At 69.3% G+C, this 22469-nt stretch carries 18 protein-coding genes; 12 read left to right on the plus strand and 6 right to left on the minus strand.

Going from position 1 to position 22469, the window contains the following annotated elements; genetic code table 11:
- Nucleotides 1–54: 54 nt before the first annotated feature.
- The gene (locus ACZK4S_RS11660) at nucleotides 55–867 is read right to left on the minus strand and encodes a nucleotidyltransferase family protein (RefSeq protein WP_463644371.1); all 813 of its coding nucleotides are present in this window, start codon (nucleotides 865–867) and stop codon (nucleotides 55–57) included.
- Nucleotides 868–969: 102 nt separating this feature from the next.
- Between ACZK4S_RS11660 and ACZK4S_RS11665 the strand changes: the two genes are divergently transcribed.
- The 4 genes from ACZK4S_RS11665 (at nucleotide 970) to ACZK4S_RS11680 (ending at nucleotide 5948) form a co-directional block, all read left to right on the plus strand.
- Entirely contained in the window at nucleotides 970–1902 is a 933-nt protein-coding gene (locus tag ACZK4S_RS11665; protein WP_463644372.1) for an AEC family transporter, read from the plus strand.
- A gap of 224 nt (nucleotides 1903–2126) precedes the next feature.
- Nucleotides 2127–2528, plus strand: a complete 402-nt coding sequence (locus ACZK4S_RS11670; RefSeq protein WP_463644373.1) for a serine hydrolase — start codon at nucleotides 2127–2129, stop codon at nucleotides 2526–2528.
- 71 nt (nucleotides 2529–2599) lie between these two features.
- A complete protein-coding gene (gene trpB / locus ACZK4S_RS11675) occupies nucleotides 2600–3820 on the plus strand; it encodes a tryptophan synthase subunit beta (protein ID WP_198928262.1) in 1221 nt (406 codons plus the stop codon).
- A 193-nt stretch (nucleotides 3821–4013) separates the two neighbouring features.
- Nucleotides 4014–5948 (plus strand): acyl-CoA dehydrogenase family protein, encoded by a 1935-nt coding sequence (locus ACZK4S_RS11680; RefSeq protein ID WP_463644374.1) that lies wholly within the window; start codon nucleotides 4014–4016, stop codon nucleotides 5946–5948.
- Nucleotides 5949–6008: 60 nt separating this feature from the next.
- Here ACZK4S_RS11680 and ACZK4S_RS11685 read toward each other — a convergent pair whose 3' ends face one another.
- Genes ACZK4S_RS11685 through ACZK4S_RS11695 form a run of 3 tightly spaced genes read right to left on the minus strand, consistent with a single transcriptional unit; the run spans nucleotide 6009 to nucleotide 9207 of the window.
- Nucleotides 6009–6902 carry a carbohydrate ABC transporter permease gene (locus ACZK4S_RS11685; RefSeq protein WP_463644375.1) on the minus strand — a complete coding sequence of 298 codons (894 nt, stop codon included), beginning with the start codon at nucleotides 6900–6902 and terminating at the stop codon, nucleotides 6009–6011.
- A gap of 5 nt (nucleotides 6903–6907) precedes the next feature.
- A complete protein-coding gene (locus ACZK4S_RS11690) occupies nucleotides 6908–7888 on the minus strand; it encodes a carbohydrate ABC transporter permease (protein ID WP_083665511.1) in 981 nt (326 codons plus the stop codon).
- Nucleotides 7885–9207: an extracellular solute-binding protein gene (locus tag ACZK4S_RS11695; RefSeq protein ID WP_076061799.1), complete on the minus strand. Its 1323-nt coding sequence runs from the start codon at nucleotides 9205–9207 to the stop codon at nucleotides 7885–7887. Before ACZK4S_RS11695 ends, ACZK4S_RS11690 begins: the two co-directional genes overlap by 4 nt.
- 317 nt (nucleotides 9208–9524) lie before the next feature.
- On the opposite strand from ACZK4S_RS11695, the gene ACZK4S_RS11700 reads away from it, so the two are divergent.
- Genes ACZK4S_RS11700 through ACZK4S_RS11715 form a run of 4 tightly spaced genes read left to right on the plus strand, consistent with a single transcriptional unit; the run spans nucleotide 9525 to nucleotide 15794 of the window.
- Nucleotides 9525–10280, plus strand: a complete 756-nt coding sequence (locus ACZK4S_RS11700) for a DeoR/GlpR family DNA-binding transcription regulator (RefSeq protein ID WP_463644376.1) — start codon at nucleotides 9525–9527, stop codon at nucleotides 10278–10280.
- Nucleotides 10277–11665, plus strand: coding sequence for a 6-phospho-beta-glucosidase (locus ACZK4S_RS11705; protein ID WP_463644377.1), 1389 nt, complete (start codon nucleotides 10277–10279; stop codon nucleotides 11663–11665). Before ACZK4S_RS11700 ends, ACZK4S_RS11705 begins: the two co-directional genes overlap by 4 nt.
- On the plus strand, nucleotides 11665–14781 hold the full coding sequence (locus ACZK4S_RS11710; RefSeq protein ID WP_463644378.1) for an alpha-mannosidase: 3117 nt from the start codon (nucleotides 11665–11667) through the stop codon (nucleotides 14779–14781). Before ACZK4S_RS11705 ends, ACZK4S_RS11710 begins: the two co-directional genes overlap by 1 nt.
- Nucleotides 14778–15794, plus strand: coding sequence for an alkaline phosphatase family protein (locus ACZK4S_RS11715; protein WP_463644379.1), 1017 nt, complete (start codon nucleotides 14778–14780; stop codon nucleotides 15792–15794). The genes ACZK4S_RS11710 and ACZK4S_RS11715 overlap by 4 nt, the downstream gene beginning before the upstream one ends.
- 7 nt (nucleotides 15795–15801) lie before the next feature.
- Here the strand turns inward: ACZK4S_RS11715 and ACZK4S_RS11720 are convergent, their stop codons facing one another.
- Nucleotides 15802–17187, minus strand: a complete 1386-nt coding sequence (locus tag ACZK4S_RS11720) for a metallophosphoesterase (protein ID WP_463644380.1) — start codon at nucleotides 17185–17187, stop codon at nucleotides 15802–15804.
- Complete coding sequence (locus ACZK4S_RS11725; protein ID WP_463644381.1) at nucleotides 17184–18146, minus strand: carbohydrate kinase family protein; 963 nt, start codon at nucleotides 18144–18146, stop codon at nucleotides 17184–17186. The genes ACZK4S_RS11720 and ACZK4S_RS11725 overlap by 4 nt, the downstream gene beginning before the upstream one ends.
- Before the next feature lie 107 nt (nucleotides 18147–18253).
- On the opposite strand from ACZK4S_RS11725, the gene ACZK4S_RS11730 reads away from it, so the two are divergent.
- The 4 genes from ACZK4S_RS11730 to ACZK4S_RS11745 are packed head-to-tail and all read left to right on the plus strand — an operon-like array spanning nucleotide 18254 to nucleotide 22436.
- Entirely contained in the window at nucleotides 18254–18919 is a 666-nt protein-coding gene (locus ACZK4S_RS11730) for an HAD family hydrolase (RefSeq protein ID WP_463644382.1), read from the plus strand.
- On the plus strand, nucleotides 18916–20454 hold the full coding sequence (locus ACZK4S_RS11735; protein WP_463644443.1) for a beta-N-acetylhexosaminidase: 1539 nt from the start codon (nucleotides 18916–18918) through the stop codon (nucleotides 20452–20454). The genes ACZK4S_RS11730 and ACZK4S_RS11735 overlap by 4 nt, the downstream gene beginning before the upstream one ends.
- A gap of 10 nt (nucleotides 20455–20464) precedes the next feature.
- The gene (locus ACZK4S_RS11740; RefSeq protein ID WP_076063646.1) at nucleotides 20465–21739 is read left to right on the plus strand and encodes a glycoside hydrolase family 125 protein; all 1275 of its coding nucleotides are present in this window, start codon (nucleotides 20465–20467) and stop codon (nucleotides 21737–21739) included.
- Nucleotides 21726–22436, plus strand: coding sequence for an MgtC/SapB family protein (locus ACZK4S_RS11745; protein WP_076063644.1), 711 nt, complete (start codon nucleotides 21726–21728; stop codon nucleotides 22434–22436). The genes ACZK4S_RS11740 and ACZK4S_RS11745 overlap by 14 nt, the downstream gene beginning before the upstream one ends.
- Nucleotides 22437–22469 lie beyond the last annotated feature (33 nt).

Consider the following 22469-nt stretch of genomic DNA (forward strand, 5'->3'; position numbering starts at 1 on the left):
GTGACGGCGTCGAGCGGCCACGCACTCGGACCAAGGGCGCAGAAGCGCTCAGCCCTAGCCGATGCTCCCGCGGCTCTCGCGCGGCGGTTGCGCGGCTGGGCTCCCCGGCCGGCAGTCCACCGTGAGCCCACCGTCGGCGCGGACGGCCTGCCGCAGCACCTCGTCGGCCCCCACGGTGCAACCCGGCCAGACGACGCTGTCGATCAGCGTGCCCTCAACGACGGCCCCGTCGCCCACCACGCTGCGGCCGCCGTTGGCCAGCAGGTTCGCCCGGAGGTAGTCCGCCGGCGTGCCGCAGTCGACGACGTCGCCGCGCACGCGCACGAACTCGAGTTCGCCGCGCTCGAACGCTGGCCCCCACACCAGGGGGTACAGGGCCGCGAAGCGATCCGGCAGGGCCGCCACGTAGCGGTGGGGCAGCAGGCTGACTCCGACGAAGCGCCACGGCCCGAAGTCCGCCGGGCCGTCGCCGGCCTCCGTCACCAGGAGCCTCGGGTACTCGCCCGACCAGCCGGCAACGAGCTCGGACAGGTCGTCGGTCAGCCAGCTGTCGGAGTTGTGCAGCAGTACGTCGGCGTCCCCGACCCAGCCGGCCAGGTGGCCCAGCGCGCCGGCGCTGCCGAGCAACTCCGCCTCGTGCGACACGGTGACCCCCGTGCCTTGCAGGTAGGAGTCGATCTGGCCGGCGAGGTGGTAGGCGTTGACGGCCGTCCGGGAGACATGGGGGCGCACCCGGTCGAGCGCCCAGTCGAGCAGGGGCCGGTTCCCCACCGGGCACAGCGGCTTGGGCCGCAGGTCGGTGAGCGGTCGGAGCCGGCGCCCCTCGCCGGCGGCCAGCACCACACCCAGCAGTTCACGCTTCGTCACGCCGGCCATTCTGCCCGCCGCCGAGACGAGCCGCCAGGATGGGGAAGGGTAAGGTCCACACGAGCCGGGCAGTCGCGGTTTGCGGGGGGCGAAGGGAGGAGCATGGCGGAGGTGCTGGCGGTTGTCATGCCGCTGTACGTGCTGATCCTGCTGGGGCTGCTGGCCAGCAGGGCCAAGGCGTTCGGGAAGGCCGACGTCGGCCTGAACTCCTTCGTGTACTGGTTCGCGCTGCCGGCGTTCCTGTTCGACGCGATCGTGAAGGCCCCGTCGGGCGCCGGGCTTCCCGTTTCCCTGTTCCTGGTGGCGTTCGTCGTCACCCTCGGCTTCTCGGCCCTGGTCTACCTCGCCTCGCGTTTGGCCGGGCTCCGGCCGATCGCGGGCAGGCTGTCGCTGGCGGCGGGCTACGGCAACGTGGGCTACTTCGCATTCCCACTCATCCTGAGCGTCCTCGGGCCGCGGGCCGCGCTGCCGATGGCGTTGACGTCCATGGTGCACAACCTGATCTTCATGGTGGGTTACCCGGCGTTGGCGACGGCGGGGAAACCCCAGCCGGGGCGGCTGCGGCGGGCGCTGCTGAAGGCGGGCCCGCTCAACCCCGCGGTCATCTCCGTGGTGGCCGCGCTCATCGTGCGCGGCCTCGGGCTGGAACTGCCCGAGATGGTGGCCGTCCCGGTCACGCTGCTGGCGCAGGCCGTGATCCCGGTCGCACTCTTCGCCATCGGCCTGTCGCTCGGCCGGGCCGTCAAGCAGGTGTGGACCCGTGGTTCGTCCCTGGTGGCGATCGTGTCGGTTGCCATGGCGAAGCTCCTGGTCCTGCCGCTCCTGACGTGGGCGGCGGCCAAGCTGTTCGTTCCAGACCCCACGGGCCTGCTCACCGCGGTCTTGGTGCTGCTCGCCGCCATGCCCACCGGCGCGACCACGTTCACCCTGTCGCAGGAGTTCGACGGCGACGGGCACCTGGTCGCCGCCGTCGTGGCGGTCTCGACGCTCTTGGCGCTCGTGACCGTCTCGGCCTTCAGCGTCCTGGTGGTGTAGAGCCGGAGCCCCCGGCTCCGGTGTCTCGCCGTAAGAATCCCAGTCGCCGAAGGCCGGCCGGGCCCGCCAGTGGCCCGACACGTCGAGGTCGCGGTACCTCGAGATCCGTGCGTCCGGCATCGGCTTGACCACCTCGTGGCAGGTGGCATTCGTAACGACGCACCCGGACATGGCAGGCGGGTCCGAGGGTTTCCACCGAGGGTCCGACTCTGAAAGGATCAAGCATGGTGATTGATCCCACCGCATTCGACGCCGCCGTCACCCGCCAGTCGTTCACCGGCGTCGTGACGGTCGACGTCGGCGACCAACGGGTCTTCGAGCGCTGCGAGGGTTTCCTCAACCGGGCTCTCGACGTGCCGATGACACCCCGAGCGCGGATAGCCATCGCCAGCGGGAGCAAGAGCTTCACTGCTCTGGCGGTGATGCGGCTCGTCGAGGACGGCGCCGTGCAGCTGGGGCAGACGACCTGCATCGGTTCTGGCGCGCGCGAAGATTCTCGGGCTCAACGGTGGCTGGGACCTGCTCACCCAGTAGCTGGAAGAGGAGTCCCGTACCGACGAGCTCCTGAACAAGATCACCGAGACGGAAGCAAACGCGAAGGCGAAGCAGCAGGCCTGACCTCGTGAGCCGCCCGGCACGCCCCTTCGCTGGCGTGCCGGGCGGTTCTCGTTGGGAGCACGGCACTAAGGTCGACCGTGTGAGTAGCTCAGATGGATTCTTTGGTCAGTACGGTGGACGGTTCGTGCCACCCCAGCTCGAAACCCCCCTCGCCGAGGTGGCCGAGGCGTACCAGGAGGCCATCAAGGACCCGGCCTTCCTCGCCGAATACGAGGCCCTATTGACGGACTACGTCGGCCGGCCGTCCCCGTTGTTCAAGGCGCAGCGCCTCAGCGAGGAACTGGGTGGGGCCGCCATCTACCTCAAGCGCGAGGACCTCAACCACACCGGCGCCCACAAGATCAACCATTGCCTCGGCGAGGCGCTCCTCGCCAAGCGGATGGGTAAGAAGAAGCTCCTCGCCGAAACGGGCGCAGGCCAGCATGGGGTTGCCCTGGCGACCGCCGCGGCGCTGGTCGGGCTTGAGTGTGAGATCCACATGGGGTCCATCGACATCGCCAAGCAGCACCCCAACGTCGTGCGGATGGAGCTGCTCGGCGCCAAGGTGGTTCCCGTCACGAGCGGCGGGGCGTGCCTGAAGGACGCCGTCGACTCGGCCTTCGGAGTCTTCGCCGCGGACTACCACGACACCTTCTTCGCCATCGGATCCGTCGTGGGCCCCCACCCGTACCCGACCATGGTGCGCGACTTCCAGTCGATCGTCGGGCGCGAGGCCCGGGAGCAGATCCTGGCGAAGGAGGGCCGCCTGCCCGACGCCGTGATCGCGTGCGTGGGCGGCGGGTCCAATGCCATCGGGATCTTCAGCGGCTTCCTCGACGACACGGACGTGCGCATCTACGGCGTCGAGCCCGCGGGCCGCGATCTGGGTACTGTGGGAGAGCACGCCGCCACCATGACCCTGGGGTCAGACGGCATGCTGCACGGCATGAAGACCGTGATCCTGCAGGATGAGGCCGGCGAACCGACGGCGGTGCACTCGATCGCCTCCGGCCTCGACTACCCGGGCGTCGGACCGGAGCACGCCCACCTCCGGCAGACCGGCCGGGTCGACTACGTGCATGCCTCCGACGACGAGACGTTGGAGGCCTTCAAGCTCCTGTGCCGCACGGAGGGCATCATCCCCGCGCTGGAGTCGAGCCACGCGCTCGCGCACGCCATCCGCATCGCCCCGTCGATGGGTGCTGACCAGATCATCCTGGTGAACCTGTCCGGGCGTGGCGACAAGGACATCGACTACGTCGCCGAGAGACTGGCGGAGCGCGCGAACGACGCTGGACTGGAGTCCACACTAGAAGCCTGAGCGGAGCGCGGGGGAAACCGGGGGCCGGCGACGATGCGGGTCTGGCTCCCGGTGGTCCCATCTTCCAGCCTCCGGCGAATGTCCAGGCTTCCACCTCCCTGCGCGGCTCCGCCGGCTCGCGCACGCATCAGTTCGACTACCCACGGGAATGACCGCCCGGGCGTATCGTGGGAGGACGTTCCTGGAGGGCATCATGAGCACCACGACTCACCCCACAACCGCGCCCGCCCAAGGCCCCAGCGCACGCGAGGCCCGCACCGTCGCGGAGGCGGCACGACAGACCGAGTGGACCAAACCCAGCTTCGGCAAGGAGCTCTTCCTCGGAAGGCTGCGGCTCGACCTCATCGAGCCCTGGCCCACGCCCAGCGCGGCGGCCCGCGCGAAGGGCGAGAGCTACCTCACCCGAGTCGATGAGGTGTGCCGCCGCATCGACGGAGCCCGGATCGAGCGCGAGGCACGCGTCCCAGACGAGACCTTCGCCGAGCTGGCCGAGATCGGTGCCTTCGGGATGAAGGTCCCGGAGTCGCACGGCGGTCAGGGTCTCACGCAGTACTACTTCAACAAGGCGCTGACGCTCATCGGCTCGGCCAGCCCCGCAGTGTCCGCGATGCTCTCAGCCCACCAATCCATCGGGGTACCGCAGCCGGTCAAGATGTTCGGCACCGCCTCCCAACAGGAGGCGTACCTGCCGCGGGTGGCGGCGGGTGAGGTTTCCGCATTCCTCCTGACCGAGCCCGACGTCGGATCGGATCCCGCGCGGCTTGCCACAACGGCCACGCCCGACGGCGACTTCTACGTCCTCGACGGGCTGAAGCTGTGGGCCACCAACGGCACGATCGCCAGCCTGTTCATCGTGCTGGCCCGCGTCCCGGCAACCCCCGGTAGCAGGGGCGGCATCACGGCCTTCGTCGTAGAGGCGGACTCACCGGGGATCACCGTCGAGCGCCGCAACGCCTTCGTCGGGCTCCGCGGCATAGAGAACGCGCTCATCCGGTTCCACCAGGTGCGGGTGCCTGCCGCCAACGTCGTGGGCCAGGTGGGCAAGGGCCTGAAGATCGCCCTGGCCACGCTCAACACCGGCCGCTTGTCGCTGCCGGCAATGTGCGTGGGCGCGGCGAAGTGGTCGCTCCACGTGGCACGCGGTTGGGCCGGGGAGCGTGTGCAGTGGGGCAGCCGGGTGGGCGACCACGAGGCCGTCGCCACCAAGATCGCGTTCATCGCCGCCAGCACCTATGGCATGGAGTCGATGCTGGACCTTGCCAGCATGATGGCCGACGACGACTCCAACGACATCAGGATCGAGGCCGCGCTGGTCAAGCTCTACGCCTCCGAGATGGCCTGGCGCATCATCGACGACCTCGTCCAGATCCGCGGCGGCCGCGGCTACGAGACGGCCGACTCGTTGGCGGCTCGCGGCGAGCGCCCCGCCGCGGTGGAGCAGCTCATGCGCGACATCCGCATCAACCGGATCTTCGAGGGTTCCACCGAGATCATGCACCTCCTCATCGCCCGCGAGGCCGTCGACGTCCACCTCGAGGTGGCTGGCGAGATCATCGACCCCGAGGCTTCGACGCGTGTCCGCGCGGAGGCGCTGGCGCGAGCGTCGGCGTTCTATGCCAAGTGGCTGCCGATGCTTGTCGTCGGTGCGGGCACCGTTCCCGGCTCCTTCCGTGAGCACGGGCCGTTGGCCGAACACCTGCGCTATGTGGAGCGAGCCGCCAGGCGCCTCGCCCGGGGGGTCTTCGCCGGGATGGCGCGCTGGCAGGGAAGGTTGGAGCATCGGCAGGCCTACCTGGGCCGGATCGTCGACATCGGTGCAGAACTGTTCGCCATGTCCGCCTCCTGCGTGCGCGCCACGGCCGAGAAGGAGAACAACCCCGAGGGTGTCGAACTCGCCGGGGCATTCTGTGAGCAGGCGCGGGTGCGGGTGGACGCGTTGTTCGGCGCGCTGTGGCACAACTCCGACCGCAGCGACCGTCACCTCGCCCGCCGTGTGCTCGACGGGCACCACACGGGTCTGGAGGACGGCGTCGTGCACGTGGCCGACGACCTTCCATGGGTCGCGGCATGGGAGCCGGGGCCGGCTACGGTGCCCGACGTCCGCAGACGGATCCCGGGCCGTCCCTGAGACGGGACGACGGCGCGCCCACCGCCCAGGGTGGACACGCCGTCGCGTCTGTGGAGAGGGTCAGCCCTTGACTGCGCCCTCGGTGATGCCGGCCATGAACTGCTTGGCGCCCAGCGCGAAGATCAGCAGCAGGGGTACCACCGCGATCAGCGACGAGGCCATGAGCATGCCGTAATCGGTGCCGTGGGCGGTCTTCAGTTGGCTGAGGGCCACTTGGAGCGTCAACTTGCTGGGGTCGTTCAGCACGATCAGCGGCCACATGAAGTCGTTCCAGGAACCGATGAAGGTGAACATGCCCAGGAAGGCCAGTGCGGGACGGATGGTGGGGAGGCACACGTGCCAGTACTGCCGCAGGAACCCCGTCCCGTCGAGCGTGGCGGCCTCGAGCAGTTCCGACGGCAGCGCATTGACGGTGTACTGCCGCAACCAGAAGACGCCGAACGCGCTAGCAAGAGAAGGGAAGATCAGGGCCTTGAGGTCGCCGACCCAGCCCAGCTTGCTCATGAAGAGGAACTGGGGGATGGTCGCCAGCTGGGAGGGCAGCAGGAACGTCGCCAGCACGATGGCGAACAGCGCGTTCCTCCCTGGGAAGCTGAACTTGGCGAAGGCGAACGCGGCCAGCGAAGAGACCAGCAGCACCAGCACCGTCACGCTCGCGGCCACCACCAGCGTGTTCGACATGGCGCCCCAGATGTTGATGCGCTCCATGATCGACCCGTAGTTCGTGGCGAGCTTGTCGCCCGGCGTCATCACCGGCGGGTACTGGTAGATCACGGCCGACTCGTTCGTCGACAGGACGAACATCCAGTAGAAGGGGAACAGTGAGACCAGGGCGCCCGCGAGGAGCGCGAGGTGCCGCAGCACGGCGCCGCGCCGCGACAGGGGCCGGCGTCGGCGTCGGCTGGTTTCGATCGCTGCTCCCGCCAGCGCCGCGGGCACGGCGCGTTCGTTCATGGAACTCACCGCACACCCCTCACTTTGCGCTCGCGGGTCACGAGCCAGTTGATGGCGGAGAAGAACATCACCACGACGAAGACGCCCCAGGCAATGGTGGCGCCGTAGCCGTACCGGTTCTCCTGGAACGCGACCGAGTAGAAGTACAGGACCATGGTCAAACCCGAGTTGCCCACGCCGCCGGCGGAGGCGGCACCGGAGGACAGCGACGACGTCAGGACCTGTGCCTCGGTGAAGCTCTGGAGGGAGCCGATCGTCGACATCAGCGTGATGAACAAGACGATCGACCTCAGTTGCGGCAGCGTGATGTGGAAGAACGTGCGCCAACCGTTGGCGCCGTCGATGGCTGCAGACTCGTACTGCGTCTTGTCGATGGCTTGGAGGCCGGCGAGGATCAGCAGCGCGTTGTACCCGACGAACGACCACGTGGTCAGCGCCGAGATGGCGATCTTGATGCCCCACTCGTTCTGGAGCCAGGCGACGTTCTCGAAGCCGAACAGGTTGACCACCGCGTTGGCGAGCCCGAACTGGCTGGAGAACAGCGAGCTGAACAGGATGCCCATCGCCACCATGGACGTCACGTTCGGGATCAGGTAGATCACGCGGTACGTCGTGGAGAAGCGCAGCGTCGAGTTCAGCATGAGCGCGACGATCGTGGCGATCGTCAGCGTGGGCACCGTGCCCATGATCCAGAGCACGACGGTGTTGCCGAGCGCCTTGAAGAAGAGCGGGTCCGAGATCAGATATCCGAAGTTCTCGAAGCCGATGAAGTGGAGGTCTCCGAGGCCGGACCAGTTGGTGAAGGCCAGGGCCATGGTGAACACCATGGGCATGGCGCCGAACAGAAGGAACAGGATGAAGTATGGGGATACCGCACCGTATTGAGGCAGCGACTTCTTGACGCGCTGCCAGGTCGACAACGTGCGATAGCTGTCGACCGGCGGGGAGACCTGGGCATCTCCCCGCCGAGCCGCAGTCACGCTCATTTCACCGTCAGGCCCACCTGCTGCGCGAGGCGCTTGGCAGCGGTCACGGCGTCGTCCCACGCCTTGTTCGGATCCTTGCCGGAGGACTCGACGAGGTCCATCTCGGCGTAGAACGGGGCGTTGACGGTGCCCTCGTTGGGATCCTCGAAGCGGGGCAGGATGGTCTCTGCCGCCTTGCCGAAGACCTCCGCGGCAACCTGGCCACCGAGGAACTCGACGGGGCCGGCGACCTCGGGCATCTCGAAGGACGCCGGGGTGGCCGGGAAGTTGCCCTTGTCCTCGAACTCGTAGGCCTGGTTCTGCGCGTTGAGGAGGAACTTGATGACCTCGAACGACTTCGCCGGATCAGCCGCCCCCTCGGGAATGGCGAGGAAGGAACCGCCGTTGTTGTAGGCCTCGCCCGGGTGCTCGCACACGTGCCACTTGCCAGCGGTCTCCGGGGCGTCGACCATGAGGTCGGACAGGTGCCAGGACGCGCCGAAGTCGGCGGGCAGGCGGCCCTCGTTGACGGCTGCAGCGGTATCGGCGCTGTTCGACTGCAAGGTGGCCACGATGCCGGCGTCGAGCGCCTTCACCGCAGTGTCCCAGGCGTTGCGGATGTGCTCCTGGTCGCCGATGAAGACGCCGGCCTCGTCGATGAAGCCCTTCCCGGTCTGCGCCCACGCGACGTCGAAGAGGCCGCCCGCGTTGCGGATGAGGTAGGTGTCGGGCTTGGCGGCCAGCAGCTTCTTGCCGAGTTCGATGTACTCGTCCCAGGTGCGGATCGAGGCGGCGAGCTCCTCCGGGTCCGACGGCAGGCCGGCCTCCTCGAAGATGTCGAAGCGGTAGAACAGGGCGGTGGGTCCGACGTCGATCGGGATGCCGAGCTGCTTGCCGTCCGCGGCGGTGGCCTGGTTCCACTTGTATTCGAGGTAGTCGCCCTTGATGTCGGCCGCACCCACGGTGTTGAGGTCGACGAAGAACTTGGCCTGGCTCTTGAAGAACGCGATGTCCTCACCCTTGACGCCGGTGATGTCCGGCAGGCCGGAGCCGGCGGTGAAGGTGGTGGTGAGCTTCTGCTTGAAGTCGCCGCCGATGACGTCCTGCCGGAGCTTGTACTGGGGGAACTCTGAAGCCACTGCCGCCAGGGCCTTCTCGCCGAAGCCCTCGGGCCAGGTCCAGAGGATCAGGTTGGTGGTCTCCGCTGCGGCGGATCCGCCGCTGGTCGGGGTGGAACCGGTCTGCGGCGCGGCCGTCGAGCAGCCGACGAGGCCGCCGAGTGCCAGGAATCCGAATCCTGCCGCTCCACCCTGGAGGATGGATCGTCGTGAAACCGTCATGGTCTCTCCTACTTCGTGATGGGGGATCGCTGGTGGCCCAGCCACGTGCGGTGAAGTCGATCAAATATGTGCAGGTGGATCAAGGCGGACGCCCGTGTCCCGTGGGTCCCGAAGCGTCGCCTCGCACCCGTGGTGAGCCGGCTGCTCATCGGAGTAGTACACGGACATATGGTTTTGACTAGGGATTCTGCACATCGTTGATCTTCCTCGACCGTCGTTGTGCGCCCCAATGTACAACAAAAAGGCAGCGTGTGAAGAATCCTGATCAAAATGTTCATAAACGAGCAAGTTGGCGAGTTCTGGGGTAGGTTGTCGCTGTGCTGAAATCTGCCCGCCATGACGCCCTGCTCCGCCTCCTCCATGCCCGCGGCCCGGTCGCGGTGACAGAGGTCGCCGGACATCTGGGCGCGAGCCCGGCCACCGTCCGGCGAGACATCGCGGAGATGGAGGAACAGGGCCTGGTGGAGCGCACCTGGGGAGGGGTCCAGCTCCAGCGCGAGATCGACGATCCGTTCCAGGAGGCGCTGGGCAGGCGCGGCGCCAGCAAGCAGCGCATCGGGGCCGCAGCGGCTGCACTCATCCCGGACGGGGCGACCGTCATCCTCGACATCGGCACGACGGCGCACTACGTGGCGCTGGCCATGGAGGCCAAGGACGTGACGGTGCTCACCGCCTCGCTGCCCACGTTCGAGCACTTCCGCGCCACCCAGAAGGCCGACATCATCCTGCTCGGTGGGCGGTGGTCCGAGCAGTACCAGTGCCTGACCGGTGTCCAGGTCTCCGACGCCCTCGCGCGCCAGCACGCCGACCTCGCCTTCCTCGGGTGCTCCGGCATCGCCGACTCCGGCAGGATCCGCGACACCTCGTACGCGCAGAGCGACGTGAAGCGTGCCATCAGGGCCGCGTCCTCGAAGGCCTACCTCCTCGCCGATGCGGACAAGTTCCCCGGCAAGGGCGGCAGCTCCCCCTTCGACATCGATGAGCTCGACGGGCTCATCACCGACGCCCACCAGCTCGCGCCGTCCCTGATGGAACGGTGCTCATCCCACAACATCGAGATCAGGACAGTATGAAGCTCACCATCCTCGGCGGCGGCGGTTTCCGCGTGCCGCTGGTCTACAAGGCCCTTCTGGCGGACGATTCGCCGGAGCGCGTCACGGAACTGCGCCTCTACGACACCGACGCCGCCCGGCTGCAGGCCATCACGCGCGTGCTCCGCGAGCTTTCCGAGGCGTCCGACGCTGCGCCTGAGGTGGTCAGCACGACGGACCTGCGCGAGGCCATCAGCGACACGGACTTCATCTTCTCGGCCGTCCGGGTGGGCGGCACGGCGGGCCGCGCCCTCGACGAACAGATCTCCCTCAGCCACGGGGTGATCGGCCAGGAAACGGTGGGTGCCGGCGGCATCTCCTATGCGCTGCGGGGCATCCCTGCGGTGCTGGAGATCGTCAGTGCCATCCAACAGTTCGCGCCGGAGGCCTGGGTGATCAACTTCACCAATCCGGCCGGCGTGATCACGGAGGTCATGCAGCGGCACCTCGGGGAGCGCGTCATCGGGATCTGCGACTCGCCGGTGGGCATGGTCCGCAGGATCATCGACGTCCTGAAGCGCGCCGGTCTCGTGGCGCCCGACGTGGCCCTCATGAATACCGGGAGCGACAGGATCAAGATCCGTTATGCCGGGCTGAACCACCTGGGGTGGCTGACCGGTCTCGAGGTCGACGGCGTGGATGTGCTGCCTCGGCTGTTCGAACGCCCGGACCTGATCGAGAGCTTCGAGGAGGGCCGCCTCTTCGGCGCGGAACTCGTCCAGGCGCTGCGCGCCGTGCCGAACGAGTACCTGCACTACTACTACTTCTCCCGGGAAGACCTCACCATCGACAGCGGCACGGACCAGACCCGGGGACGTTTCCTGATGAAGCAGCAGCGAGGGTTCTACGAGTCGCTGGGCATCGAGCAGTCGAGCGCCTACGACCTGTGGGAACGCACCCGCCTCGAACGGGAGGTCACCTACATGGCGACCAACCGGGAAGCCGCAGGAAACTTCGAGCGCGATGACGCCGATCTCGAGACCGGGGGGTACGACAAGGTGGCGCTGGCCATCATGCACGCGATCGCCAACGACGTGCCGGCCGAGCTGATCCTCAACGTCGCCAACAACGGCATCCTCCCTGACCTGAGCGACTCGTCAGTCATCGAGATCCCCTGTCGGGTGGACGGTAACGGCGTCGTGCCGCTGCCGGGCGCGATGGTGCCCGAGCACGGCCGCGGCATGGTGGTCAACGCGAAGTACGTGGAGCAGCGCACCATCGACGCCGCCGTCAACAAGTCACGCCCTGATGCGTTGCTGGCGCTCACCCACCACCCCCTGGTGGATTCGTTCCGCGTGGCGGAGGAGCTCCTCGACGACCTCGTTGCCAACTTCGACGACCTGTCCTACCTCAAGGAGAACGCCTGATGCACGACAACCGCGAGCTGGTCGAGGAACGCCTGGAGCGCCTGCGCGAGCGGGTCGCCGGCGGCGTCTACCGCGTCGTCGCCCCGCTGGACGTCACGGCGTGGCGGGTCCCGGGCGAACCGGTGCCCTTCGAGGAGGCGGCCGGGGCGCAGTACGAGCCGTTCCCTGTCGACACCCTCTGGGGGCCGGCCTGGTCCACCTGGTGGTTGAAGGTCCGCGGCGCTGTGCCCGCCGACGACGCCAAGGGGCGGCTCGAACTGCGCATCGACCTGGGGTTCGTCGGCGACTGGGCAGGCAACCAGTCCGAGGGCATGGTCTACACGACGGACGGCTGGCCGTTGAAGGCGGTCAACCCCATGAACCGCACGGTGCCCCTCACCTTCGGCTCGCTCGCGGAGCAGAGGAACCTCGTCGGTGACGACGGAACCCTGGAACTCATGGTCGAGGCTGCCTCGAACCCGGACATGACGCTCAAGCTCGGCCAGTCGACGCAGGAGGGGGACATCCTGACCCGCTCTGACCGACCCGTGTGGCGGTTCGGCGGCGCCGAGGTGGTCGAACGCGACGACGAGGTGTGGGGTCTCCACCTCGACCTCGACGTGCTCGACGGCCTGATGCGGCAGTTGCCGGTGGATTCCACCTGGCGTGCCGTGCTCCTGCGGGGTCTCGAGGAGGCTGCGGACGTCGTCGACGCGGACGGGGTGGCCGCCGGCGCCAGCCGGGCGCGAGAGATCCTGAAGCCCCTGCTGACGAGCGGGGCCGCAGGCTCGGCCCAACACATGACCGCCATCGGTCACGCCCACATCGACACCGCCTGGCTCTGGCCCATCCGCGAGACCCGGCGCAAGATCGTGCGCACCTTCAGCAACGTCGTCGCGCTGGCCGACGAGTACCCGGACTTCCATTTCGCGAACTCCGCGCCCCAACACCACGCGTGGGTGAAGGAGGATTCGCCGGAGGTGTACGGGCGCGTCCGCGACGCCATCGACCGCGGCCAATGGCATTTCGTCGGTGGGATGTGGGTCGAGCCCGACGCCATGATGCCCAGCGGCGAGTCTTTGGTGCGCCAGTTCACCTCCGGTCTGCGGTTCATGAAGGACGAATTCGGCGTGACTACCGACTGCCTCTGGCTGCCGGATTCGTTCGGTTACAACGGGCAACTGCCCCAGATCGCGCGCCTTGCGGGCATGCGGTGGTTCTTCACCCAGAAGCTGTCCTGGAACCGCACGAACAAGCTGCCCCATCACACCTTCTGGTGGGAAGGTATCGACGGCACCCGCATCTGGACGCATTTCCCGCCGTGCGACTCCTACGACTCAATCGTCAGCGCTGAGGAGGTGCTGGGGGCGGAGCGCAACTTCAAGGAGAAGGGCCGCGCGACGCATTCCATGCTCCCGTACGGCTACGGGGACGGTGGGGGAGGGCCGGTGCGCGAGATGGTCGAGCGGGTCCGCCGCTTCGCCGACCTCGAGGGAGCCCCCGTCGTGTCCCACGGCTCCCCGGACGAGTTCGCACAGGCGGCCCGGGCCGAGTACGACCCTGCCGTCTGGTCCGGCGAGCTGTACCTCGAGTTCCATCGGGGCATCTTCACGTCGCTGATGGCCCTCAAGCAGGGCAACCGCCGCAGTGAAGCCGCGCTCCAGGCCACCGAGTGGCTGGCGACCCTGGCCTCACGCTCGGGGCACGCCTACCCGCACGAGAAGCTCGAGGAGCTGTGGCGCCGCGTCCTGGTGCTCCAGTTCCACGACATCCTGCCCGGCAGCAGCACGGCTTGGGTCAACCGCGAAGCCTTCGCCGAATACGACGCCGTTCTGGCGGAGATCGACGAACTTCTCCACGCTGCGTGGGGGCATCTGCGGAGCGACGGCGGACGCTCTGTCGTCAACCCCTCCGACGTGAGCCGTACCGAAGTGGTGGCGGTGGGCGACGAGCTCCGGCTGGTCTCGGTGGCGCCGCTCTCGGCCAGCGTGCTGTCCCCGGACGACGCCCTCCCGGAGCACGTGGCCCCGGTGACCGTGACCCGCGAGCAGGAACAGATTGTGCTGGACAACGGGCTGGTGCGCGTCGTCGTCGAACCGGATGGAACCCTCAGTTCCGTGCTCGACCTGGGCGCGGAGCGCGAGGTGCTGCCGGTCGGCCGGCGGGCCAACGTGTTGCGCCTGCACCCGGACCACCCCAGTTGCTTCGACGCCTGGGAACTGGAGGCGCAGTACCTGCGGTCGTCGCAGGACCTCACCGCGGTGGAGACCATCGAGGTCGTCGCTGATTCCGCGCTGCGTGCCACGGTGCACGTGACGCGTCGCTTCGGCGGGTCCCGGGTCACGCAGGCGATCTCGCTGGATGCCGGTTCGGCCGCAGTCGACTTCGTCGCCGATGTGGACTGGCGCGAGCGGGAGAAGCTGCTCAAGGTGGCGTTCCCGCTCGACGTGCGCGCCACCCATTCCGCGGCGGAGATCCAGTTCGGTCACATCGAACGCCCCATCCGCGTCAACACCTCCTGGGACCACGCGAGGTTCGAGACGGTGGGTCATCGGTGGCTGTGGCTCCGTGAGCCGGGCTACGGCGTCACCCTCAGCACCAACGGCGGCTACGGTCACGACGTCGTCCCCGCCGGCGGCTCGGAGCATGCCCCCACGGCCGGCGTCGAGGCCCGACTCAGTCTCCTGCGGGCGCCCAACTCGCCTGACCCGGCGGCGGACGCGGGCCGGCACACGCTGCGTTACAGCCTCACCGTCGGGACGGATCTTGCGGCGTCGCATCACGCAGGGACTCGCCTCAACCAGCCGCTGAGGGTGCTCGACGGGTCCGTCGAGCTGCCCCCACTGGTGGCGCTGACGCCCACCGACGACCAGTCGTGGGCGGTGCTCGACGCGATCAAGCCCGCCTTCGACGGCTCAGGCGACATCATCGTGCGGCTGCACGAAGCGGCGGGCGCCCGCAGCAGGCTGACGCTGGATCTCGCGCTGCCCGCGGCGACCATCACCGAAGTCGACCTGCTGGAGGCACCCGTCGAAGAGGCGACCCAGCAACTGCCCGCCGGTACGGCGGCCGACACCGTCACGTTGCGGCTGCACCCGTTCCAGATCCTCACCCTCCGGGTTCGGACGAGCGCATGAAGCTGCTCCTGATCTGCATCGACGGCGTCCGAGTCGACCTCGCACTTCCGGGCGCCGTCGCGGGGGACCCGGGCTTCGCCGCTCCCGACCATCCCGCCGAGGACCGCTTCAGCACCGGCGGTGAGGACAACACGACCGACGTCGGCGCGGCCGCCGCCGCGGGTCCGCTCATGCCGACGCTGGCGCGCCTCATGGCGGACGCGGGCCACTCGCACGGGCGGATCCTGCCCATGTGGATGACCCCGCCGACGGATTCCGGCCCTGGCTGGGCCTCCATCCTCACGGGCTCCACCCACGAACAGTGCAACGTCTGGTGGAACGAGTTCGTCGGCCACGACCTTGCCCGCCGGCCGGACATCCTCTCCAGGATCTACTTCGCCAACCCGGCGGCCCGGACCATGGCCGCCGCCACCTGGGACGCGTTCGTGAAGTCCCCCGGCCCCATCCTCCAGGCCCGCGCAGACCAGCAGCGCACCGGGCAGCACCAGGTGTTCCACCCCGGGACCCAGGAGGGGGTCGACGCAGCCGACGCCGGGGTGGCCAGCTGGGCGGCGTGGCGCCTGCTGCACGAAGGTCCGGACGCCTCGGTGGTGTACTTCGAGGGCGTGGACGCGGCCGGGCACGCACACGGTGCAGACTCGCACGAGTACCGTGCAGCCCTGCGCCAGGCCGACGAATGGACGCGGCACCTCGTGAAGGCGGTGTCGGAGCGCCATGAACAGTTGGGCGAGGACTGGCTGATCGCGGTCACCACCGACCACGGCCACAAGCCGCAGGGCGGCCACGGAGAAGACGAGGTGGAGGTGCGCCGCAGTTTCCTCATCACGCACCGGGTGGGCGGCCGCCTGCCCGGGGTCCTGGCGGCCCCGTCGATGTTGCGGAGCGAGGACGTCATGTGGCTGCTGCTCGAGGCACTGGGCATCCGTCAGGGCTCGTGGGATGCGGAGGGGGTCGGCGTTCAGCGTGGCATCGAGCCCTTGGGCCCCAGCCGGGACCTGTCCTTCGAGTGGTGAGGCGGCCTCAGGCGGCCCACGCTCGCACGCGGCGCACCTCGCCGCGGAACGGGTCGGCCCACTGGCCACCGTATTCTCCGGCGCCGATGCGCCACCGCCAGGTGCCCTGAGCCAGCGGTTCTCCGAGGTGGGCATCCACCCGCCCCACCGCGTCACCGTCGACCCACATCCCGGGCTCCGGCCCGTTGGCCACGACGATGCTCACCTGGGCCCCCGGTGCGTACTCGTGTGAGTTCGCCCAGGTCTCGCCGCCGCGCGTGAAGGCCATCCACCCCAGGAAGTTCTCCGACGACAGGCTCACGGCCGCGAGGGGCTCGACCGAGCCCCCAGGAGCCTCGCCCAGCCGGGCCAGCAGCACCTGCCAGCCGTCCTGCATCGCGGCAGGGAGCGTCGCGTCGACCTGCAGCACAAAGCGTCCGGGCAGGGTCAGGTCGAACTCCGTCTCGCCGTCGGGCCGCAGATCGGCCACGAGGCGCAGGCCGTCGGACTGCCACGGTGTCTCACGCCCGCCGAGGGCCTCCGGGAGCGCGAAGCAGAACTGGTCATCTGCGCCGCTGAGGGCCAGGCGTCGGCGCGCCTCCACCGAGCGCGCGATGGCGGGCAGGCCGGCCGCGGGGCACAACGAGACCACTTGGCACACGCCGCGGCGCGGGTCGAACTCGTAGATCCGCGCCGCCCCCGCCCCGCCGAACGGCAGTTCCTGGTAGTTGACGGCGTGGTACTCGCGCTCGGGGGTGGTCACGCGGGTGCTGGGCCACTCGTGGCCGCCGAGCACGAGGAACGCCTGGGGATGGTGCGCGAGCAGTGCCCGGACCCGGTCGCCGTGGGTGGTCAGCGCTCCCCGCGAGGCGGCCTCGTGGCTCACCACCACGGTCGGGAGGTGGGCGTGCGCCGCCAGCACGTCGTCGGCCCAGCGCCACCCGTCCTCCGACGGGCGCCAATCCAGGGCCAGGACGCCCAGCTCGATGTCGTCTGCGGCCGTGACCACGCGCCACGAGGAGTAGCCACCCGGCCCGTGGTGGAGCGCGTGCGCGTGGGTGCCAGGCAGCAGGGCGGAGCCTGCGCCGAACGTGTCTCCGAAGGGCGTGGGCCCGCGAGTGTCGTCGGAATGGTGGGCCACGTCGTGGTTGCCCGTCGCGATGGTCATGCCCGGTCGCCCGAACAGGGCGGCCCCGTCCGCGAGGGCGGACTGCGCGGAGTCCACCTCCTCGGGCCAGCCGTGCTCGGTCACGTCACCCACGTGGATGATGTGCCGGACAGGGGCGACGGTGCCCCGGTCGACGAGCGCGCGCACGTGGCGGAACGTCTCGGCCAGGAACTCAGGCCGACGGCGCTGCCCGTCGAAGAGGTACTGGGTGTCGCCGAGCACCAACAGCGAGAACGCCGAGCTCATCGCGCGTCCAGCACTTCCCGCAGGAGCCCGGCCCGGGCATCCGTGCTCTGGGCCAATCGTGCCCGCAACTGCGGGAGGGTGGGCGGGGTCGCGGCTCCATGGGGGGAGGCGAGCACCGAACTGGTGACGAAGGCCGCGAGGTTCAGATGATCCTCCAGGGCGGTGCCGGGGAGGGTGTGCGCGAAGGCGAGGGCCGCCAGCGTGGTGTCCCCGGCGCCGATGGTGCTGAGCGGGGACACCGGGAACGCAGGCACGGATGCCTCGGCGCCGGTGTGGGCATCGACGGCCACCATGCCCGCCGCGCCCCGGGTGACCACCACGAGCGGCACGCGCCGGGAGAGGTGGCGCGCTGCCGCCATGGGGTCGGTCAGCCCGGTGAAGGCGGTGGCTTCCATGTCGTTCAGCATCCACACGTCGGTGCCGGCCAGGCCGCCGAGTTCGTCGTCGCCCCATTGTTCGGTGGGATCGAAGCCGCGGGACGCGAACACCGTGGAGCCTGCCGCGCGGGACCGCTGCAGCCACGGGGCGGCGGGGTCGCGGAGGTCGACGATTATGGCCGGCACCCGGAAGGTCTCCGCCTCCAGATGAGCGGCCACGTCGGCGGGGGGCGCGTCCTCGACGGTGAGCATGGCCCGATCGTGAGGCAGCGACATGGCGACGGTCACAGGCAGCCGCCATCCGTCGTGCCGGGCCGTCAGGCTCGTGTCGATGCCGGCGGCCTGCGCGTCGCTGAGCAGCCGCACGCTGGCGTCGTCTGAGCCGACGGCGGTCGCGAGTGCGGTCTTCATGCCGAGCGCCGCGCCCACGCGGGCCATGGTGGCGATGCCGCCCCACATCTCGTGCAGGTCCTCCGCGTAGCGCTCCTCGCCCGGGGCGGGCAGGGTCTGGACGCCGGTGAAGATGAGGTCGCGGTACGACAGGCCGACAGTGAGCAGGTCGACGGTGGGAGAGGCCAGCATGGCAGGGAATCTACCCTTCGGTCGCCCGAATTGAGCAAACTCGCTCGAAACGTTCAAACATAATCATCTCTGGCTATGCTGGGGGATCCACGACTCCTGGAGGACCATTGAGCGCCACGACGACCACCGGAAAACGGCTGCCCCAGCGCGTGGCTGCCGTCCTGTTCGACATGGACAACACCCTGGTGGCTTCGGAGGACGCCTGGTTCGCCGCGACCCGGAAACTCTGGGAGGAGGTGGGCGGCGATGCCATGGGCAAGGGGGTCCTGGGCGGCTCGGTGAGCGATGTCGTCGACGACTTCCTGCGCGAGTACCCCGACGCCGATCGAACCGAACTGTCGGAGCGGATGACGAATTTGATCATGGCCAACCTCGCGGGTGGCGTGCGCCCGACGCCCGGGGCCCTCGCGCTGATCGAGCGCCTGAGCGCGACGATGCCGATCACCATCGCGTCGAACTCGCCCACCGCCATCGTCGAGCACGTGGTCTCGGCGCTCGGGTGGGGTGACCTGTTCACCGCGGCGCTGGGCACCGAGGACGTCGAGCGGCCCAAACCCGCCCCGGACCTCTACCTGGCGGCGGCCGCCCGTTGCGGCGTGTCGATCGAGGACTGCGTGGTGTTCGAGGACTCGCCCATGGGTGCCACGGCCGCGCGCGCCTCGGGCGCCTTCGTCGTCACCATCGGCCCCGAGACCCGGCACCTCGGCGACGTGAATGTGCCGGACCTCACCGACCCCAGGATCACGGCGTGGGAACCGGAGGTCCGCTCATGATCCTGCTGCCTACTCCCCGCCACCTGGCCGCGCACGACGGTGCCCTGCAACTCCCGGATCCGCTGCCCGTGCGGGGCGGCGGACCGGGTGCTCGCCTGCTCGCCGAGCGCCTCGGCACGGCGGCCGGCGTCTCCGTCATCACGGGCGACGGCATCGGCGTCGACTTCCACCGCGACGGGGAACTCGCCCCCGAGGCGTACCGCCTCGTCGTCACCTCCGACGGGGTGACGATCCATTCCGGCGATGACGCCGGCGAGGGGTGGGCGGTGCAGACCCTGCTGCAGCTGCTCCCGCCCCAGGTGCACGGGCCCGGCCCCATGGAGCCTGGCGACCTCGTGGTGCCCTGCCTGGAGGTGGCGGACGAACCCGCCTTCGCGTGGCGCGGTTCGATGATCGACGTGGCGCGGCACTTCCTCCCGTTCGACGGGCTGCTCAAGCATCTGGAGGTGATGGCCGCCCACAAGCTGAACGTCCTCCACCTGCACCTCACCGACGATCAGGGCTGGCGGGTGCCTGTGGCGAAGTATCCGCGCCTGACGGAGGAGGGCGCGTGGCGCCCCGGCACGTTGCCCGGACACCAACCGCCCCCGGACGCCGACGACCGCGACGACTTCCCCCAGCACGATGGTCGCCCGCACGGGGGCCACTACTCCGTGGAGGAGATCGGCCGCCTGGTGGCCAGGGCCGCCGAACTCGGCATCACCATCGTGCCGGAGATCGACATGCCGGGGCACATGGAGGCGGCCATCGCCGCCTATCCGGCCCTGGGCGCCTGCGACCACGTGAGCCACCCGCGGACATGCTTCGGAGTGTCGCACCACGTGCTGGCGCTGACCGAGGAGTCGGTGCGCTTCTGCTTCGACGTGTTGGACGCCGTGATGGAGTTGTTCCCGGGCTCGCCCATCCACATCGGTGGGGACGAGTGCCCCTCCGAGGAGTGGTTCACGCACCCCGCCTCCCTGTCGTTGATGGCCGAGCAGGGCATCACGACCGGGGCCGAGGCGCAGGCGTGGTTCGAGCGCCGGATCTGTGGGCACGTGCTGGCTGCCGGACGGCGGCCGGTGGCGTGGGACGAAGTGCTGGAGCTCGGCGCGCCCGAGGGAGTCACCGTCATGGTGTGGCGAGACCGGCAGGCGATCGCCGAGGCCGCCGCCCGAGGCTTCGACGTCATCGCCGCACCCAGTCAGTACACGTACCTGGACTACGGGCAGTACGAGGGCCCGGACCAGCCGCTGACCATCGCAGGACCCACCACGTTGGGGGACGTGGCGGGCTTCGCCGGGGAACTCCGGCTCGACGGACCCTCCCAGCGGCATCTGCTCGGCGGCCAGTTCCAACTGTGGACGGAGTACGTGCGCACCTGGGGTCGGGCCGAGAACCTGCTGTGGCCGCGTGGCAGCGCCCTGGCCCAACAGCTCTGGGCCGGCACCGCCGGGGATTCCGGGAGCCTCGAGGGTCTGGGTCGGCATCTCCAGCGGCTGACCGCCATGGAAGTCAACTGGTGCCGCGAACCCACCGTCACCACCTCACCCTGAACGGAAGATCATGCGTCCCATCACCAACCCACCAGGCGACCTCCTCGTCGCGGAGATCCGCGACTGGGCCAGCCGCATCGAGGGCTCCCTCGGCGCCGTTGCGGCGGAGCGCTTCCAGGCGATGATGCTCGACACCTGGGGCACCACCATGACGTGTGGCCCCCAAGGCGTCTTCGTGATCACCGGCGACATCCCCGCCATGTGGCTGCGCGACTCCTCGGCCCAGGTGCTGCCGTTCCTGCGCCTGGCGCACGTCCCGGAGGTGGCGGCCGTCCTGCGGGGGGTCGTCGCCCGTCAGTGGGCGTGCATCGCGCTCGACCCCTACGCCAACGCTTTCAACGACGGGCCGACGGGCGCGCACTTCGACGCCGAGGACCTGGAGCTCGACCCGGGGGTGTGGGAGCGCAAGTACGAGATCGACTCGCTCGCCTTCGCCGTCGACCTCGCCGCCCGCCTCTGGCGGGCCACCGGGGACGCGCGTCACCTGGACGAGGCCGTCGGCGCCGGGTGCCGGGCCATCGTCGCGCAGTGGCGCACCGAACAGCGGCACTTCGAGGAATCCACCTACCGCCACGTCCGCGACTCTGAGCCCGGCGACACCCTGGGGCCGGACGGGCGTGGCACGCCGGTCGCCTGGACCGGCATGACCTGGAGCGGGTTCCGCCCCTCTGACGATGCCTGCACCTTCGGCTACAACGTGCCCGCCCAGTTGATGGCCCTGAGGGCGTTGCGGCAGATCCGCGAGTTCGCGCGCCAGTGGGGCGACGGCCAACTGGACATCGATGCCGCCTCGCTCGCGGCTGAGATCGCCGGGGGAGTGGAGCAGCATGGCTGTGTCGACGGGCGCTTCGCCTACGAGGTCGACGGGCGGGGCGGGCAGCTGTTCATGGACGACGCCAACATGCCGTCGCTGCTGTCGCTGCCGTTGACCTCGGACGTCGCACGCGACGATGCCCGTTACCAGGCGACTCGGGCCTGGGTGCTCAGCGAAAGCAACCCGTTCTACTACTCGGGACGGCACGCGGCGGGCATCGGCAGTCCCCACACCCCCCCGCGCCACGTGTGGCACATCGCCCTGGCAGTTCAGGGCCTCACCGGAACTCCGGACGAGGCCCGGGCCTGCCTCGAGACCATCCTCGCGACCGACGGCGGCACGGGATGGACGCACGAGGGATTCGACGTCGACGACCCGAACCGGTTCACCCGTCCCTGGTTCAGCTGGTCGAATTCGATGGCCTGTGAGTTGATGATGACGCTCGTGGGCGGCAGCAATGTTGCCGCTTGAGGCGCTCTTCGACTGGGCGCAGGTGCCGCACCAGATGGGCCTGGTCGGGCTCGCCTTCGTGCTCTGCACCCTGATCGGGTGGGAACGGCAGTTCTTCCACAAGGCCGCCGGCATCCGCACCCACGCGCTGGTGGGCCTCGGCAGTTCCGTGTTCACCCTCATCTCGGTGGAGGGGTTCGTCTACATGGCGGAGTACCAGGTGACGCGCGACCCCTCCCGCATCGCGGCCCAGATCGTCTCCGGTGTCGGCTTTCTGGGCGCCGGCGTCATCTTCGTGAACCGCGACGTGGTGCGGGGTCTCACCACCGCGGCGTCGATCTGGCTGGCCGCTGCCATCGGGATGGCGTGCGGCGCCGGGCTGCTGCCGCTGGCCGCGTTCGCCACCCTGTTGCATTTCGTGGCCGTGCTCGTCGTGGCGCCCCTGGGGCGGCTTTTGCCCCGCTCGGGGGAACGCTCGATCATGGAACTGACCTACGAGGACGGGCGCGGGGTGATGCGCAGTGTGCTGGCCGAGGTGGCGGCGCTCGGCTGCGAGACCACCCTGGTGTCCACGCGGGGCAAGGAATCCGGAGGTCGCCGCCTCATCACCGCGCAGATGAGGTTCCGGGCCGGCCCCCCGCTGCGCGACGTGATGGCGCAACTCGCCGAGGTGCCCGGTGTGGTCGACATCGAGATGTACAACCCGCGCGATGGGTAGTGATGGCATGTCGCCACATCCTTCGCAAAAGCC

It is taken from the genome of Tessaracoccus zhenghani, assembly GCF_055326325.1.

What these genes read in the sequence shown, in the direction of transcription:
- ACZK4S_RS11710 (WP_463644378.1), top strand. Translation starts at nt 11,665, where the DNA reads ATGCACGACAACCGCGAGCTGGTCGAGGAACGCCTGGAGCGCCTGCGC.
- ACZK4S_RS11665 (WP_463644372.1), top strand. Translation starts at nt 970, where the DNA reads ATGGCGGAGGTGCTGGCGGTTGTCATGCCGCTGTACGTGCTGATCCTG.
- ACZK4S_RS11740 (WP_076063646.1), top strand. Translation starts at nt 20,465, where the DNA reads ATGCGTCCCATCACCAACCCACCAGGCGACCTCCTCGTCGCGGAGATC.
- ACZK4S_RS11705 (WP_463644377.1), top strand. Translation starts at nt 10,277, where the DNA reads ATGAAGCTCACCATCCTCGGCGGCGGCGGTTTCCGCGTGCCGCTGGTC.
- ACZK4S_RS11680 (WP_463644374.1), top strand. Translation starts at nt 4,014, where the DNA reads ATGAGCACCACGACTCACCCCACAACCGCGCCCGCCCAAGGCCCCAGC.
- ACZK4S_RS11670 (WP_463644373.1), top strand. Translation starts at nt 2,127, where the DNA reads ATGGTGATTGATCCCACCGCATTCGACGCCGCCGTCACCCGCCAGTCG.
- ACZK4S_RS11715 (WP_463644379.1), top strand. Translation starts at nt 14,778, where the DNA reads ATGAAGCTGCTCCTGATCTGCATCGACGGCGTCCGAGTCGACCTCGCA.
- ACZK4S_RS11720 (WP_463644380.1), bottom strand. Translation starts at nt 17,187, where the DNA reads ATGAGCTCGGCGTTCTCGCTGTTGGTGCTCGGCGACACCCAGTACCTC.
- ACZK4S_RS11735 (WP_463644443.1), top strand. Translation starts at nt 18,916, where the DNA reads ATGATCCTGCTGCCTACTCCCCGCCACCTGGCCGCGCACGACGGTGCC.
- ACZK4S_RS11725 (WP_463644381.1), bottom strand. Translation starts at nt 18,146, where the DNA reads ATGCTGGCCTCTCCCACCGTCGACCTGCTCACTGTCGGCCTGTCGTAC.
- ACZK4S_RS11745 (WP_076063644.1), top strand. Translation starts at nt 21,726, where the DNA reads ATGTTGCCGCTTGAGGCGCTCTTCGACTGGGCGCAGGTGCCGCACCAG.
- ACZK4S_RS11685 (WP_463644375.1), bottom strand. Translation starts at nt 6,902, where the DNA reads ATGAACGAACGCGCCGTGCCCGCGGCGCTGGCGGGAGCAGCGATCGAA.
- ACZK4S_RS11695 (WP_076061799.1), bottom strand. Translation starts at nt 9,207, where the DNA reads ATGACGGTTTCACGACGATCCATCCTCCAGGGTGGAGCGGCAGGATTC.
- ACZK4S_RS11690 (WP_083665511.1), bottom strand. Translation starts at nt 7,888, where the DNA reads ATGAGCGTGACTGCGGCTCGGCGGGGAGATGCCCAGGTCTCCCCGCCG.